Source organism: Staphylococcus edaphicus (genome assembly GCF_002614725.1).
In the GTDB taxonomy this organism is placed as follows: domain Bacteria; phylum Bacillota; class Bacilli; order Staphylococcales; family Staphylococcaceae; genus Staphylococcus; species Staphylococcus edaphicus.
Genome location: NZ_MRZN01000001.1, coordinates 71245 through 86552, shown reverse-complemented (window position 1 = coordinate 86552; position 15308 = coordinate 71245). Strand labels below are relative to the sequence as shown.

Annotated in this window: 12 protein-coding genes, 8 tRNA genes and 1 pseudogene; 5 read left to right on the top strand and 16 right to left on the bottom strand. The window is 32.5% G+C overall.

Going from position 1 to position 15308, the window contains the following annotated elements:
- Positions 1 to 54 precede the first annotated feature (54 nt).
- From BTJ66_RS00665 to hemE, 12 genes and pseudogenes are all read right to left on the bottom strand, one after another.
- Positions 55 to 143, bottom strand: a tRNA-Ser gene (locus tag BTJ66_RS00665).
- A gap of 39 nt (positions 144 to 182) precedes the next feature.
- A tRNA-Glu gene (locus BTJ66_RS00660) sits at positions 183 to 254 on the bottom strand.
- 4 nt (positions 255 to 258) lie between these two features.
- Positions 259 to 333 (bottom strand) — tRNA-Asn (locus BTJ66_RS00655).
- A 10-nt stretch (positions 334 to 343) separates the two neighbouring features.
- Positions 344 to 417: transfer RNA gene (locus BTJ66_RS00650), tRNA-Gly, on the bottom strand.
- 13 nt (positions 418 to 430) lie between these two features.
- A tRNA-His gene (locus BTJ66_RS00645) sits at positions 431 to 506 on the bottom strand.
- A gap of 20 nt (positions 507 to 526) precedes the next feature.
- Positions 527 to 599: transfer RNA gene (locus tag BTJ66_RS00640), tRNA-Phe, on the bottom strand.
- Between the two features lie 9 nt (positions 600 to 608).
- Positions 609 to 684, bottom strand: a tRNA-Asp gene (locus BTJ66_RS00635).
- A 10-nt stretch (positions 685 to 694) separates the two neighbouring features.
- A tRNA-Met gene (locus BTJ66_RS00630) sits at positions 695 to 768 on the bottom strand.
- Positions 769 to 1129: 361 nt separating this feature from the next.
- Positions 1130 to 1687, bottom strand: a complete 558-nt coding sequence (locus BTJ66_RS00625) for an RBBP9/YdeN family alpha/beta hydrolase (RefSeq protein WP_099089074.1) — start codon at positions 1685 to 1687, stop codon at positions 1130 to 1132.
- 191 nt (positions 1688 to 1878) lie between these two features.
- Positions 1879 to 3273: a protoporphyrinogen oxidase gene (hemY, locus tag BTJ66_RS00620; RefSeq protein ID WP_099089073.1), complete on the bottom strand. Its 1395-nt coding sequence runs from the start codon at positions 3271 to 3273 to the stop codon at positions 1879 to 1881.
- Between the two features lie 17 nt (positions 3274 to 3290).
- Entirely contained in the window at positions 3291 to 4214 is a 924-nt protein-coding gene (gene hemH / locus BTJ66_RS00615; protein ID WP_099089072.1) for a ferrochelatase, read from the bottom strand.
- Positions 4215 to 4299: 85 nt separating this feature from the next.
- Positions 4300 to 5303: pseudogene (gene hemE, locus BTJ66_RS00610) on the bottom strand (uroporphyrinogen decarboxylase).
- Positions 5304 to 5593: 290 nt separating this feature from the next.
- On the opposite strand from hemE, the gene BTJ66_RS00605 reads away from it, so the two are divergent.
- Positions 5594 to 6097: an antibiotic biosynthesis monooxygenase gene (locus BTJ66_RS00605; RefSeq protein ID WP_099089071.1), complete on the top strand. Its 504-nt coding sequence runs from the start codon at positions 5594 to 5596 to the stop codon at positions 6095 to 6097.
- Positions 6098 to 6164: 67 nt separating this feature from the next.
- Here the strand turns inward: BTJ66_RS00605 and ecsB are convergent, their stop codons facing one another.
- The gene (gene ecsB, locus BTJ66_RS00600) at positions 6165 to 7388 is read right to left on the bottom strand and encodes an ABC transporter permease EcsB (protein ID WP_099089070.1); all 1224 of its coding nucleotides are present in this window, start codon (positions 7386 to 7388) and stop codon (positions 6165 to 6167) included.
- Positions 7385 to 8122, bottom strand: a complete 738-nt coding sequence (ecsA, locus tag BTJ66_RS00595) for an ABC transporter ATP-binding protein EcsA (protein ID WP_099089069.1) — start codon at positions 8120 to 8122, stop codon at positions 7385 to 7387. The genes ecsB and ecsA overlap by 4 nt, the downstream gene beginning before the upstream one ends.
- A gap of 128 nt (positions 8123 to 8250) precedes the next feature.
- Between ecsA and BTJ66_RS00590 the strand changes: the two genes are divergently transcribed.
- The 4 genes from BTJ66_RS00590 to prsA all read left to right on the top strand — a co-directional run bounded on the left by BTJ66_RS00590 (position 8251) and on the right by prsA (position 11157).
- A complete protein-coding gene (locus BTJ66_RS00590) occupies positions 8251 to 8676 on the top strand; it encodes an HIT family protein (protein WP_099089068.1) in 426 nt (141 codons plus the stop codon).
- Positions 8677 to 8754: 78 nt separating this feature from the next.
- A complete protein-coding gene (locus BTJ66_RS00585) occupies positions 8755 to 9129 on the top strand; it encodes a YtxH domain-containing protein (RefSeq protein WP_099089067.1) in 375 nt (124 codons plus the stop codon).
- Positions 9130 to 9336: 207 nt separating this feature from the next.
- Positions 9337 to 9906: a DUF3267 domain-containing protein gene (locus BTJ66_RS00580; RefSeq protein ID WP_099089066.1), complete on the top strand. Its 570-nt coding sequence runs from the start codon at positions 9337 to 9339 to the stop codon at positions 9904 to 9906.
- Positions 9907 to 10164: 258 nt separating this feature from the next.
- Positions 10165 to 11157, top strand: a complete 993-nt coding sequence (gene prsA, locus BTJ66_RS00575) for a peptidylprolyl isomerase PrsA (protein WP_099089065.1) — start codon at positions 10165 to 10167, stop codon at positions 11155 to 11157.
- 276 nt (positions 11158 to 11433) lie between these two features.
- Here prsA and yhaM read toward each other — a convergent pair whose 3' ends face one another.
- Together yhaM and BTJ66_RS00565 are read right to left on the bottom strand one after the other, a co-directional pair.
- Entirely contained in the window at positions 11434 to 12375 is a 942-nt protein-coding gene (gene yhaM, locus BTJ66_RS00570) for a 3'-5' exoribonuclease YhaM (protein ID WP_099089064.1), read from the bottom strand.
- Positions 12375 to 15308 carry an ATP-binding protein gene (locus BTJ66_RS00565; RefSeq protein WP_099089063.1) on the bottom strand — a complete coding sequence of 978 codons (2934 nt, stop codon included), beginning with the start codon at positions 15306 to 15308 and terminating at the stop codon, positions 12375 to 12377. The genes yhaM and BTJ66_RS00565 overlap by 1 nt, the downstream gene beginning before the upstream one ends.

The window sequence follows — 15308 nt, the reverse complement described above, 5'->3', positions numbered from 1 at the left end:
CCCCGTTATATCAACGTTTTAGTAAACGAAGTATAACGAGGTATATCGAAATAGCGGAGAGTGAGGGATTCGAACCCTCGAGACGCTTGTGGCGCCTACACACTTTCCAGGCGTGCTCCTTCGGCCAACTCGGACAACTCTCCATATAAAAAAACAGAAGCGATAATTCACTTCTGTTTGTATGACCCCGACGGGACTCGAACCCGTGTTACCGCCGTGAAAGGGCGGTGTCTTAACCGCTTGACCACGGGGCCATAATGGCTCCACAGGTAGGACTCGAACCTACGACCGATCGGTTAACAGCCGATAGCTCTACCACTGAGCTACTGTGGAATAATTAGAATGGAGCGGGTGATGGGAATCGAACCCACAACATCAGCTTGGAAGGCTGAGGTTTTGCCATTAAACTACACCCGCACTTTAACGATTATGGGGCGGATGATGGGAATCGAACCCACGAATGTCGGAACCACAATCCGATGCGTTAACCACTTCGCCACAACCGCCAAAGTTTAAACTAAAAAAATGGTTCAGGACAGAGTCGAACTGCCGACACATGGAGCTTCAATCCATTGCTCTACCAACTGAGCTACTGAACCATAATAAAATGGCGGTCCCGATGGGATTCGAACCCACGATCTCCTGCGTGACAGGCAGGCGTGTTAACCGCTACACTACGGGACCTATTTAAAAATTGCGGGAGGCGGATTTGAACCACCGACCTTCGGGTTATGAGCCCGACGAGCTACCGAACTGCTCCATCCCGCGATAATATTATTAATGACGCCTACCCAATTAATATACCATAATTATTTACTTAATGTCAATAATTTTTTAAAACTAATTAACATTTGCTTAATTAAAAATTAAAAGTAAAATGCGACAATTAATGTTTACACATCACGTATCACTTAAGACTTTATCAGTATATAAACTTTTCGCATGATAGTCAATGGGTTCCAAAAAATATTTTGTGTAAAAACGGAATATAACAATAATATTTTATTTTTTGTTCCTTATTTATACAAATTTTGATTGCCTCATAACATATATGAGTATCATGGCATTTGAAATAATCACTTAACAAACACCATGATCTTATTTTTTCAATTCGGTTGAAAATATCTTTTTACTTACTCATAATTCCCTGCATCTTACTTTGTAGTCGTGTGAAAGTTGTAAAACCATCATCTTCCATAAAATGGCCACCAAATTCTGTTACTTTACAAGTGCCATCTAAAGTATCCATCAACCTTTTTGTTTCCTCATGTGATATATACGAATCATTTTTTGCACATAATCCATAAAAAGCATCAACTTTTTGTTTAACATTATCATAATCTATGTGTAACACTTTGCCTTCATCATTTTCTAAAAATGCTTTCGCATCTTCCATAAAACCTGAAATACTGAAAAGACCTTGGATATGATCAATGTCTGCTTGTTCTATAAATTTTAAAGATGCTAAAGTACCAAAGCCATGCGTTACAAAAAATGTTTCATAGTGCGTTATATGTATCTGACTTTTCATCTTAGCTAGCCAATTCTCAATTTCATCATTTTCATCGACTGGTATATTACATAACGTCACATTATAACCTTCTAAGGTAAGATTATCTGCTAACCATTCATACCAGTGATTTCTCGAGTCTCCTTGTTTAGAATGTACTATAATAATATCTGTCATATATATCCCCCACCAAAATAATAATATCTTATGCTTCGTTTTTATAGTATCTCATAAATCTCAAAGCAAGATAAATGATATAAATAAAAAAAAGAGTGAGTTTGAAATCGCAGTTTCATTTGATTTCGTACCCTCGCTCTTTTTACTTCGCTCAATTATAAATTAAACTCAAAGTATCTTAGTTAATCATGCTACAATTCGCTTAATAATTCAGATACTGCTTTTTCACCTTGTAATATACAATCTGGCAAACCAACCGCTTCAAAAGAAGCACCTGTTATTCGTAATCTTGGATAATTATGTTTGATATGTGATTGTATCGCATTTATATGCTCCATGTGATTAACATGATATTGTGGCATACTGTTTGGTAACCTGCTCACAATACTGAAATCCGGGGCCCCCTTAAATGTCATCATTTGATTCAAATCTCGTTTCACAATATCCACAAGTTCATCATCCGTGTGATCATCAACAACAGTATCTCCAGGTTTACCTACATAAGCACGTATCAACACTTTACCATCTGGAGTAGTGAATGGCCATTTTTTGCTCGTCCAGGTACATGCCGTAATATCAGTTTGACTCGTTCTAGCTATTACGAAGCCAGTACCATTATAAGTATTTTCAATATGCTGTTCATCAAAAGCTAATACAACCGTTGCAACGGTTGTAGATGCCATATTTTTGAAGTAATCAAACGCTGGATCATTTCCAAACCATTTCATAAATGTTTGATGTGGTGTTGTAACAAGTACGCTATCATATACATGTGTGTCACTAGCAGTTTTAACTTCATAATTCGTTTGTGAAACAATAATATCTTCTATAGGTGTATTATAATGGATTTGCACGCCTTGTTTTATGACGAAGTCAGTTAATTTTTCAATAAAAGACGTAAGACCGTGTCTAAATTGTCTAAATTGACCTTTTGGCGCTCCAGGATATAATTGGTGTTGTTTCTGGCGTTGTCCCTTTTCATATCTCATACCTTTAATTAAACTACCAAACTGCGCTTCTCTTTCTTTAAATTCAGGAAATGTTGACATTAAACTTAAATCATCTATGTTCGTACCATAGATGCCGCCCATTAAAGGTTCAATTAAATTTTCTAATACCTCGTCTCCAAGTCGTTCTCGAAAGAATGCCCCTACAGATATATCATGCTCCATTTGAATTGGCTTTTTAAATAAATCTAAACCTGCGCGTAACTTTCCTTGCGGTGAAATCAATTTCGTTTTTAAAAAGGGCTTAATATCTGTTGGAACACCTAATATAGAGCCTCCAGGAATGGGAAATAATTTATTTTTCGCATAGATATAGGATTGTCCAGTTTGATTTGTAATTAGTTCATCTTCTAAACCAATATCTTTTGCAATATCTGTCATAATTTGTTTACGTCCTAGATATGATTCTGGCCCTAATTCAATCGTATAACCATCTTTTCTATAGGTTTGAATTTTACCACCTGTTCGATTTGTAGCTTCATATATGGTTACATCAATATCCGGTCGTTGTTTTTTTATAAAATATGCACTTGATAGACCTGTAATACCAGCTCCGATAATAGCAATATGCTTAGTCAAAATAAGTCACGCTTCCTTTAATAAACATTTTTTATCTCGTCAACAATTGCTCCGATAAACAGAGGATCTGTGTCGGGCATTTTAGGACGATAATAATTGACTCCCAATTCATCACAAATTACTTTACATTCATAATCGTTATCGTAAAGTACTTCTAAATGTTCGCAGACAAAACCGACTGGTGTGTAAATAAAGTGTTTATACTTATGTTCACTGTGTAATGCTCTAGTTAAATCTTGAACATCTGGTCCTAACCACGGTGTACCTGTATTCCCTTCAGATTGCCAACCTTCAGCGACATTAATAATGTCTGAATGTCTGCTTAATAATTGTGCTGTTTCATGTAGTTCATTTGGATAAGGGTCGTTATTTTTCTCAATTAATCCTTTTGGCAAACTATGTGCCGAAACAATGAGTACTGTATCTTCATGCTCATCTTCTGGTATATCAGATAACGTTTCATTAATTTTCTCAGTCCAATATTGAATAAACTTAGGTTGTTGGTAATAATGTTCAACATGAGTAAACGTAATACCATATTTATCTGCTTCTTTTTCTGCACGTGTATTATATGATCCAACTGAAAAGCTTGAATAGTGCGGTGCTAACACAACTGTTACTGCTTCTTCAATACCATCTTCATACATCGATTTTACAGCATCTTCAATAAATGGATGAATATGTTTCAAACCAACATATAGTTTGAATTCCACATCATCATAGGCTTGATTCAACTCATCACGAAGTGACTCTGCTTGTCTATTTGTAGTGCCTGCTAATGGAGATAAACCACCGATAAATTGATATCTATCTTTCAAATCTTGCAATTCCGCTTCTGATGGTTTTTTACCATGTCTAATATCTGTATAATAAGCTTCTATATCACTTTCTTTATATGGCGTTCCATAAGCCATAACTAATAGGCCTATTGTTTTTGTCATTTTAAAATCATCCTCTTGTATAATAATTTTTAGATGTATATGACATAATTATTTGTAATTCTTGATAGTCAAAATTTATGTCTTACTATCTTTCAGTGTATTCATGTACAAACGTAGTTACACGTTGTAATGTTTCGGGCTTAACCTCTGGGAATACACCATGGCCTAAATTGAAAATGTGTTTACCATGCACCATACCTTGGTCTAATATTTCTTTCAGCCTTTGTTCAATTACCTCCCATGGTGCTAATAATAGCGATGGATCTAAATTACCTTGCAGTGTCTTCGTTATATCCATTGAATTTGCTTCTTTAATAGACAATCTCCAATCTAAACCAAGTACATCGATAGGCAATGAATTCCATTCTTCTGCTAAATGACTAGCACCAACACCAAATAGAATAACAGGTACATTATACTGCGCTTTTATTCCTCTTATCAATTTATTCATCGCAGGTTTAATATAGTAGCGATAGTCTTGAACATTCAACGCACCTACCCAAGAATCAAATACTTGAATGATTTGTGCACCAGCTTCAATTTGCGCAGATGTATAAGTGATTGACATTTCAACTAAATGATCCATCAATGCAAACCATGTAGCTTCATCACTATACATCATCGCCTTCGTAAAATTATAATTTTTGAAGGGCCCCCTTCAATCATATAACTGGCGAGAGTAAAAGGTGCACCAGTAAACCCAATAAGTGGTACATTTAATTTTTCATTAGTTAATAATTTAATCGTATCCAACACATAAGGGACATCTCGCTTAGGATCAATATGGCCTAGTTTTTCAACATCCTGTATATTTTTAATCGGATTGTGTATAACTGGACCGATACCAGATTTAATTTCTACATCTACCCCTATTGGCTGCAAAGGCGTCATGATATCTTTATAAAGAACTGCTGCATCTGTATTGTAATTATCCACTGGCAGATGTGTTACATAGGCACACAATTCCGGTTGATGCGTAATTTCAAATAATGAATATTTTTCTTTTAATTTTCTATATTCTGGCTGAGATCTACCAGCTTGTCGCATAAACCATACTGGTGTGTGCGAAACTGACTCGCCTTGTATCATATTTAGGATCGTATTATTTTTATTATGCACCCTGTAATCCTCCTAGATTATAATTATTCTCGTCTATAATACCATAATGCTTTATTGAACGTATTTTAATGTTCTAAAATGTCATAAAAATGACAAACAGTCTTCTTTTCTTGGCTAAATCATTTGACTATTGTTTTATAATAGAAATCAATTATAATGTTATCAAAGCCTATTTTATATTTATTTGAAAAGCTAGATATTTTTATAGTAAAGTGAAATAGTTATTATACTTTCACATACCAAGCAAGGGGGACAATCTTATGAAAATTTATGCATCATATGGGACGTTTGGTTACTTAAACCAGATTAGGTTAAATAATCCTGACCATAACTTATTACAGTTTTCAGCGTCTGATTCTTCCGTGATTTTAGAAGAGACAGACCAAACATCAGTATTAAAACAACCTTTAGTCTATGATGTACTTAAGGCTGAAGGAGATTTAAATGAAAATTATTTTTATTCAGTCATATTTATACCTACATCAGAAGATCATGCTTATCAACTAGAAAAAAGATTAGAAACAGTCACTACTGATTTTAAACAGTTTGCTGGTTTTAGAAGTTACCGCTTCTTAAAACCTGAACAAGGTTTAACTTATAAGATTTACTTTGGGTTTGAAAGTAGAACTGCTTATGAAGATTTTAAAGCATCATCTGTTTTCAAAAATAACTTTGATAAATTAGCACTAAGCCAATTTTTTGGTTCAAGTGGCCAACATTCAAGTTATTTTGAAAGATATTTATTCCCTATTGATGATAATTGATTGAGCGTAAATTTTTATAAAAAGTCACCATTTAGGTCATTTACTTATGACCTAAATGGTGACTTTTTTAATCTCGCAATAAAGTTTCTTGATATTTTAATTTTTTAATTACATTTCTAATTGTTAACCATCCTACGATAAAGTACAATAATCCAAAATAACTATATAGTGGAAATGTGATTGCATATACAACTAAAAATAAAATACCAATAATAATCATCAGCCTGTATAATAATTGTTCATATCCTTGAATCACTTTTGAATCTGGGCTTGGCCATACTTGGGGCCATAAACCATATGCTTGTTGTGTATAGAACTGAGCCATTTGTAGTAAGATGACATACATAAATAGACTCCCTATGATTAAAGTGATTACTGGTTGATGTAACCAAATCATGAGTATTAAAGCAATGATAACTAATCTTAAGATAATATTAAAAACATCTTTCCCTCTAGCAAAACTTCTAACAAATAAGTATAGATACATATTGTTTTCATTAAAATTTTTACTCTTTGGTGTTGCTAATATCGAGTCTAAATAACTTCTCCGTACCGCTGTTCCTTTAAGATGTTTAACGTCAGTGAACATATTTACAAATTTATAATAGTTCATATGATGTTGTTGTTCAGATTTGATCATACGTTCCCATGGAAATAGTTGATGCTTATTCTGATATCGAAGCATTAATGTTAATCCTACAATGACTATGACAGGAATAATGCTTGAAATTTGTTTTGCATCTAAGGCAACATAGTACCCTGATGCAAAAAAGATGAATAGTAATGTGTGCAATGACCAACTTTCCAATTTGTACGTATACCATTGCCATTTCAACAATAATCCTATAAAAGGCATAATTAACATTAACAACGCGAATAAAATATAAAAACCAATCGTTTTGTCATTAATTACATAAAATAACGGAAATAAAACTATGATAATTATAATTTGTAATCCAATACGCGAAAAGTAACTATATAGTAAAGAATGTGTTATATAGTCTGTCATATTTTTTTCAAATGGTAATAAGAATAATTTGTCTGCATCTTTAAGTAGTGTTCGCATTGGAAACATCGATGTTATGGCAACCACGACACTAACGATGAGTGAATAATTAATTTGTTTAGGTATCGTTTTAAGCCAATCACCATAACCTAAAATAAACGCGCCCAACATAATGACTAAAAACAAAGAAAAATGACCATTAAAAATAAATTTATTATAATATTGCTTTTCTTTGTTTATTTCACGTTTTCTAGCTTTAAATAATTGTTTTGCCTCTACCGTCATAGAATTTGGCCACCTTGTGTGACATGGATATAAATTTCATCTAATGTCTTACCTTCTAACCCTGTCTGAGCGCGTAACTCTTCCAAGTCTCCAAAAGCGACGATTTCTCCTTCATCCATGATTAAAAATCTATCACAATAGCGTTCTGCAGTCGCTAAGATATGTGTACTCATCAACACCGTACGACCTTCTTGTTTTTTCTCTACCATTAAATCTAACATTGACTGGATTCCTAGAGGATCTAACCCAAGAAATGGTTCATCAATAATGTAAAGTTCGGGATCAACTATAAACGCACATATAATCATGACTTTTTGTTTCATCCCTTTAGAGAAATGACTAGGAAAGATATTTAACTCATCCTCTAAACGAAATGTCTTTAACAATGGACGTGCACGTTCCATTGCAACTTCTCTACTTATATTATAAGCCATAGCCGTCATATAAATGTGTTCTTGCAGTGTCAATTCTTCATAAATTACTGGTGATTCAGGAATATATGACAACTTTCTTCTATATGTTTCAACATCTTGTTTAATGTTTGTATTTGAAATAGATAGGTCACCTTCCATTGGCGTCAACAATCCAAGCATATGCTTGATTGTTGTACTCTTACCTGCCCCATTTAAACCTATGAGTCCTACAATTTCACCTTGCGTTAATTCAAAGTTTATATTTTTAATTACAGGTCGTTTGCCGTAGCCACCTGTTAAATGTTCTACTTTTACTGTCATATGGCACCTCCACAAAATATATTGTACCAAAAATCCTTCATTAGTCATAAATTTACTGCGAAAACTGACGTAAATAATACAGGAATGCTATAATAGTAACTAACAATCTTACAAGGAGTGAAGATTTTATGTCTGAAACAATCTTTAGTAAAATTATAGATGGTGAAATCCCAAGTCATAAAGTATACGAAGATGATTATGTCTATGCATTTTTAGATATATCTCAAGTTACAAAAGGCCACACACTTTTAATCCCTAAAAAAGTATCTGCTAATATTTTTGAAACTGACAGTGAAACCATGAAACATATTGGTGTCGCGCTACCAAAAGTAGCAAATGCTATTAAAGCAGCATTTAATCCCGATGGACTCAATATTATACAGAATAATGGTGAATTTGCCGATCAATCTGTCTTCCATCTCCACTTCCATTTACTACCAAGATATGAAAACGATGTTGATGGTTTTGGCTATAAGTGGGAGACACACGAAGAAAGTATTGACGATGAACAAAAAGCTCAAATTGCGCAAGAAATAGCCGCTCAATTCGAATAATCATGCTTACCTTATTACATATGGGGTATATAAAAAATATTAACAGATGAGATACTACTAGAAATGAGGAGAATTTTTATGAAAACAGCTCAAATATTATTAGGACTAGGTGCGGGCGTTGCAACTGGTCTTGGTGTAGCTCTAATGAATCGTGACAAAAAGGATTCAAATCAATTTACGGCGCATGCCAAAAAACCAACTGGTGCTGAGTCAGAGTTTGACAGAGAAATAAACACGATTAAACAAAGTGTCAATGATATCGCAAATTATATTTCACAAATCAAAACAGAAAGCACTGAATTTGGTAGTTCAATCGGTGATGAAGTAAAAACAATGATTGGTGATTTTAAATCAGATATCAACCCAAATATCGAGAACTTACAATCACATATTGAAAATCTTCAAAATCGTGGCGAAGAAATTTCAAAAGCATTTGAAAAAGACGAAAAATAAACTTAATATAAGTCATAAATTTGTTAGCTGTAACCTATCATTTTATTAAATGATAGGTTACAGCTTTTTAATTTAAATTCGCTACTATCACTCCTATGTTTATCCTCTTTTAAACCCATAAATATATCTTGACGTTTCTCAACTTAAGATAGATAATACGAAAGTATATATAATATAACTTTAAGAGAGCATAGGAGTGAACAAACAATGTATCTCTGTACTCGACAAATCGATATAAATGCACGATTTGGATTACCAAGGATTGCATTCCTTAGTTTAGTCACAACCATCATCACTTTTCTCATTGCTTATGAAATACTTTATTTTTTTTCTAATACCAAACTAACTGACAAATATTTTTTAATTTTTTTACTACTTGTTATTATTTTATATCCAATTCATAAAGCAATTCATTTACTATTTTTTATTCCTTATTATAAATCGTTTAAAAAATATAAGTTATTGCGACAAAAAAACATCCCATTTTATAATACCTATGTAAGTACACCGGTAAATAAGTATTACTTTTGTTTTGATTTAATTACACCAGTTATAATAATCACTGCGATTTGTGGATATATGAGTACCCTATTTCCACAATATGGTCATTATCTTATGTTCTTAATTGCTTTAAATATGGGATATTCAGTTATGGATTTTCTATATTTAAAAATTATTTTATTTTCAAATGAAGGTGATTATATTGAGGAGCATCAAACAGGTATCAATATATTAAATAAAGTGAAAACGAATTATGAAAAAAAAGACGAATTTTGATTATTAATGCTTGCTTAGCATTGTGATTTAAATATGTTTAGAGGTGCATATACGTTGTCTAAATGTTATTAGATAACTATGTTACCTCTTTTTTTATATTATCTATCTTACTCACTTGGAATAAAATTATAAATCATAACATAGAACAATTCATTTAAAATACTAATACTATAGTCGTAGAAGTTATGTTTCTAATTGGTGATTAATCAATAATATGTTATATTTACGTTGTTATTCTTACAAAAGGAGTTTCCAACTATGAAAACATTTAGAAAAGTTTTACTTCCTGTTACGGCTAGTGCATTACTTTTAGGCGCATGTGGTAACAGCGCAACAGATTCAAAAGATGATACGATTATTTCTTCAAAAGCTGGTGACGTCAAAGTTGAAGACGTAATGAATAAGATGGGTGACGAGCAAATTGCTAATACCTCTTTCTCTATCATGTTAAACAAATTGTTAGCTGACAAATATAAAGATGATGTAAATACTAAAGATATTGATAAAGAAGTTGAAAAAGAACAAAAACAATATGGCGGAAAAGATCAATTTGAAAGTATGTTAAAACAACAAAAAATGTCTATAGGCGACTATAAAGAACAGAAAAAATTACAAGCTTATCAAAAAGAACTACTAAATGATAAAGTCAGTATGTCTGACAAAGAAATTAAAGAAGATACTAAAAAAGGTTCTCATATCTTAATCAAAGTCAAAGAAAATAAAGATGATAAAGAAGGTTTATCCGACAAAGAAGCTAAAGCCAAGGCTGAAAAAATCCAAAAAGAAGTTGAAAAAAACCCAAGTAAATTTGGAGAAACTGCTAAAAAAGAATCTATGGATAAAGCATCAGCTAAAAAAGATGGCAGCTTAGGCTATGTTATCAAAGGTCAAATGGATGACAAGTTTGAAAAGGCTCTATTCAAACTTAAAGAAGGCAAAGTGTCAGATGTAGTTAAAACAGACTATGGTTACCATATTATCAAAGCAGATAAAGAAAACGATTTTGATAAAGAAAAAAGTAAACTTAAAGGTCAACTCATTCAAACTAAAGTTCAAAAAGATCCTAAACTCTTAACTGATGCTTATAAAGAATTACTTGATGAATATAAAGTGGATTATAAAGATAGAGATATTAAAAAAGCAATCGAAGACTCAATATTAGATCCTAAAAAAATTAAGCAACAGCAGCAACAACAACAGCAACAGCAAGCAATGCAACAAAGTGGTGGCGGTATGACAGCAGGACAATAATCACACACATAAAAACAAAGCGTCACAGAATTCTATGTTTAAATTAGAATTCTGTGACGCCCTATTTTTGCTAATCATAATATATTCTAATGATATAAATAACAAGAAGCTAGGGCAATAAATTGTCCTAGCTTCTTGTTATGATATAAGTGATGCTTAAGCATGATGTTCAATCCAGTTAAATCTATACTCCCATATTCACTTCTAGATATTATTTAACAACTAGGTAGTCAACAAAAAATTATAGAAAATGAAAATACCTTCATTTAATCATACTTAGTCTAACGAAGTTGGCTTGTAAAATTGTCTTCCATCTAAACCAAAAATACGTTCTGTAAATTGGCCTTTATCTGTTTTCTTATAAGCCTTTTCAAACATATTCATTTTCGCATCGATATTATCAATGAAAAATAAAATCTCCGCTTCTTTCATATGTGGTAATTTCGGTGAACCATATTCCATTTTTCCGTGATGTGCTAAAATCATATGGCGTAGCAATAATACTTCTTCACCTTCTAAATTTAACTCTCTTGCTGCTTCCGCAACTTCATCACTAGCAATTGATATATGACCTAATAAATTACCTTCAACAGTATAAGACGTGGCTACTGGACCACTCAATTCTCTGACTTTCCCTAAATCGTGTAAGATAATCGCACTATATAATAAACTACGATTTAACAATGGATAAATGTCACAAATTGATTTTGCTACACGTAACATGGTAAGCACATGGTAACTAAGGCCGCTAGAAAAATTATGATGATGCGTACTCGCAGCTGGGAATGTAAAGAACGATTCTTGATGCTTGCGAATCAAGTGTCTAGTGATACGTTGTAATGTTGCATTTTCAATATCCAACATATAATGTGCTATTTCCTCTTGAATTTCTTCAGGAGTAAGCGGTGCTCCATCAACAAAATCTTGTGTTTTCATATTATCTTCTGGTGTAGCTAATTTTATTTTATTTATCTTCATCTGTTTTCGACCACGATAATTAATGACATCGCCCGTGACATGTACGATTTTTTCTGGTTCTAACACTTTCATATCTTCTTTAGACACAGTCCATAATTTAGCTTCTATATCACCACTTTTGTCTTGTAAGTGTAGCGTCATATAATCTTTACCTTGAGCAGTAACACCTTGTGTTGCTTTATGAATCAAGAAAAAATGATCTACTGAATCACCTGGATTTAATTTTTCTACATTTCTCATTATTTACCGCCTTCCTGAATTTTATCTAAAGTAATAATTTGTTTTGAAGGCACGCTTGTATCTTTCACACACGTAAAGTATAGGATTTGGTAACTATTAGGCATTTGTCTTAAATAATTCATCATGATGTCTTTTCGTTGTTTATCAAAATGAACAAATGCATCATCGATGACGATTGGGAATGGATAATATGGTTTTAATGTTTTAATTAAACTTAAACGTAATGCAATGTATAAAATTTCTTTAGTTGATTGACTCAATTCTACTGGTTCATACATTTGACCATTGACCTGTTTGACCATTAAATCATCATTTGCATACGTAACTTGAACGTAATGACCATTTGTTAAATGCGCAAAGATATCAGTCGCTTCATTTATCACTTGTGGTAAACGCTTATCTTTAATTTGTTTAATATGTGCTTCAACTAATGCTTGTAAGTAACTTAAACTTGCCCAATCTTTTGCTTCGTCATTAACTTTATTTTTTAATATATGGAATCTATGTCTTAACTCCGCTAATGTTTTATCTGTTTCCATGTCAGAAATTTTGGCATTCAAGTCACTTACTTCAGATTGCATTTCTAAATACTGATCATTATATTCATCAACTTGTCGTGCCAACACTTCATCTTCATTCGTCAATTGTGCCGCCGTTTTCTCACTTAGTTTAGAACTCGTATCATAATTATAATTTTGGTTTTCTAGGTATTTAGACAAGTCGTTAAAACGTGACATATTTTGATTGTAATTTTGATATTGAACATGATGTTGATAATACGATTCTTCATCGCTTGCGTTAACAAAGTTAAACAATTGGTTAATCACATTGTTATTTTCATTTAATCTATTGCGAAGTTGTGAAACTTCACTTTCAATTAAATTAATTTGTTCATCATTACGAGACCATTTTTCTAAATTATTTGTTTCTTCTTTTAACCATTGTCTTATGTCATGAAATAATGACAATTCATTGAAATACGTGAATTGATTTTTCGTTACTTCTTGTGCATGTACATAAAATTCAGTTAACTGTTGTTTTAATGCTTGGACCTGCGTTTTCAAATCGTCGATATGTTTATCATGTGCTTTAATTTTGTTCATTGTACCAATACTATCCACGATTAATTCATCCGACATTTTATCGGATAAATTCAAATCAACTTTCACTTTTTCAATATTGCTTTGGGCATTTTGGTATTGTTGCTGCGCTTGCGCTAAAGTATCAGTTAGATATGTTGCTTTCTTATCTATTGCTTCTTTAGACTTAATCGTTGTTTGTAATTGTTCACGCACTCTATATTGATCATCTAAATCGAAATCCAAGTCATAATTATCTTCAAGTTGTGTAACTTGATTTTGTAAGTCGTCAATTTCTTTGGAGAAGGATTCACTATGTCCTACTTCTTTGGTTTTAATAAAGAATATACCGATAATAAACACAAGTGCTAAGATAGCAAAAATGATGCCGAATATGAAATTAGCAGAAACAAATGAGAATATAGTAAGTCCAATACTAACAACAGATAATACGATTAGTGCGATACGCATTAAGTTTTGCTTTTTCTCATTTTCTCGTTGCTCTTTATCAAAAGTTTCTTTCATTTTTTGATAAAGATTATTTTTCTCTTGAAGCTCAAAAACTTGTCTATTATATTGTTTTTTCTTTTCGAAGTTTTCTTCTGGAACAATATCAGCCTCAAGAGCATCCATTTCTGCTTGATTTGTATCTTTATCAATTTTGTTTTCTTCAATATTACGTTCAAGTTGTTGAATATAAGCCATTTGCTCTTGCTTATCTTTTATTTGATTACTAACATGACTCTTCATAGCTTCTGAACCATCCACCTCATGATGAACAGTTTGCCAACCAATGTTAGATTTCAAACCTTCCTTTTCACGTTCTTTATCTTGTATTTCTTTATCTAATGCTTTAACTTCGTACTCTTTTTGTTTTATTTCATTTTCCTGTTGATGTAAATGATTAAAAGCATCAATATCACTTTGACGTGGTACCGTTATTTTTTCATTTTCTGCTTTAAGATGCGCTATACGTTCTTCTCTTAAACTGATATCACGCTTTAAATTCTGAGTTTGTAACTTTGCAGACTCATAACGATCTATCCCTTGTTCCGGAAAAACAACGGGTTCTATATTCAATTGTGCTTCCAATTGTTTCCATTCTTGCGCTTGTTCATGTAGCGCTAACTCTTTTTGTTTACGTTCATGCATCTTAGATAACTGTGCCAAATTTTGCTTTAAATTGTTAAGTCGTCTTTCTGCCTTATCTTTATCATCTACTAAGCGTTTATAGGAAGTTAATTTGGCCTCTTCTTCTCTGATTTGTCCTTCTAATTCTTTTAGTTGCTCCAATTGTTGATTAATGATGGGATTACGACCATTCTTCTTATAAAGCATTTCTTTTTTATCGTTTACTAATTCACGCATACTTGTAAATTCAGTAGAACCTAATGCACCTGCTTGTAATAGATAATTTTGTAATTGTGTTTCATCCATATTTTTATGAATATCTTGTAAACCTAAGACATCAAAAGAAAAAATGCCTTGATAAGTACGTTTAGAAATAAAGTTGAGTTCTTTTTTCAACCAACTTTCATCTTTAATGGAGCCATTCGGAAGATAAACTTTCACATCCCCCGTTGCACTACCTTTAATACGTTCAACTTCAACAAAGGAACCATCTTCTTGTATTAAAGTCAATTTACCACCATACTGATTACCTAATCTCGGCTCTAGTCGTGGTTCATTTTCCTTTTTTGTTGGAAAGCCAAAAAGAATGGAATGAATAAAGGCCTGTATTGTAGACTTACCGGTTTCATTTTCACCATAAATCTCTGTAAATGATTCATCAAATTCAATTTTTCTTTCAATAAATCTGCCATATCCATATATCTCTAGTGATTTGATTTTCAT

Coding starts and splice junctions, on each gene's coding strand:
- BTJ66_RS00585 (WP_099089067.1), top strand. CDS start 8,755: ATGAAAACAGCTCAAATATTATTAGGACTAGGTGCGGGCGTTGCAACT.
- prsA (WP_099089065.1), top strand. CDS start 10,165: ATGAAAACATTTAGAAAAGTTTTACTTCCTGTTACGGCTAGTGCATTA.
- BTJ66_RS00565 (WP_099089063.1), bottom strand. CDS start 15,308: ATGAAAATCAAATCACTAGAGATATATGGATATGGCAGATTTATTGAA.
- ecsB (WP_099089070.1), bottom strand. CDS start 7,388: ATGACGGTAGAGGCAAAACAATTATTTAAAGCTAGAAAACGTGAAATA.
- BTJ66_RS00590 (WP_099089068.1), top strand. CDS start 8,251: ATGTCTGAAACAATCTTTAGTAAAATTATAGATGGTGAAATCCCAAGT.
- BTJ66_RS00625 (WP_099089074.1), bottom strand. CDS start 1,687: ATGACAGATATTATTATAGTACATTCTAAACAAGGAGACTCGAGAAAT.
- BTJ66_RS00580 (WP_099089066.1), top strand. CDS start 9,337: ATGTATCTCTGTACTCGACAAATCGATATAAATGCACGATTTGGATTA.
- yhaM (WP_099089064.1), bottom strand. CDS start 12,375: ATGAGAAATGTAGAAAAATTAAATCCAGGTGATTCAGTAGATCATTTT.
- ecsA (WP_099089069.1), bottom strand. CDS start 8,122: ATGACAGTAAAAGTAGAACATTTAACAGGTGGCTACGGCAAACGACCT.
- BTJ66_RS00605 (WP_099089071.1), top strand. CDS start 5,594: ATGAAAATTTATGCATCATATGGGACGTTTGGTTACTTAAACCAGATT.
- hemH (WP_099089072.1), bottom strand. CDS start 4,214: ATGACAAAAACAATAGGCCTATTAGTTATGGCTTATGGAACGCCATAT.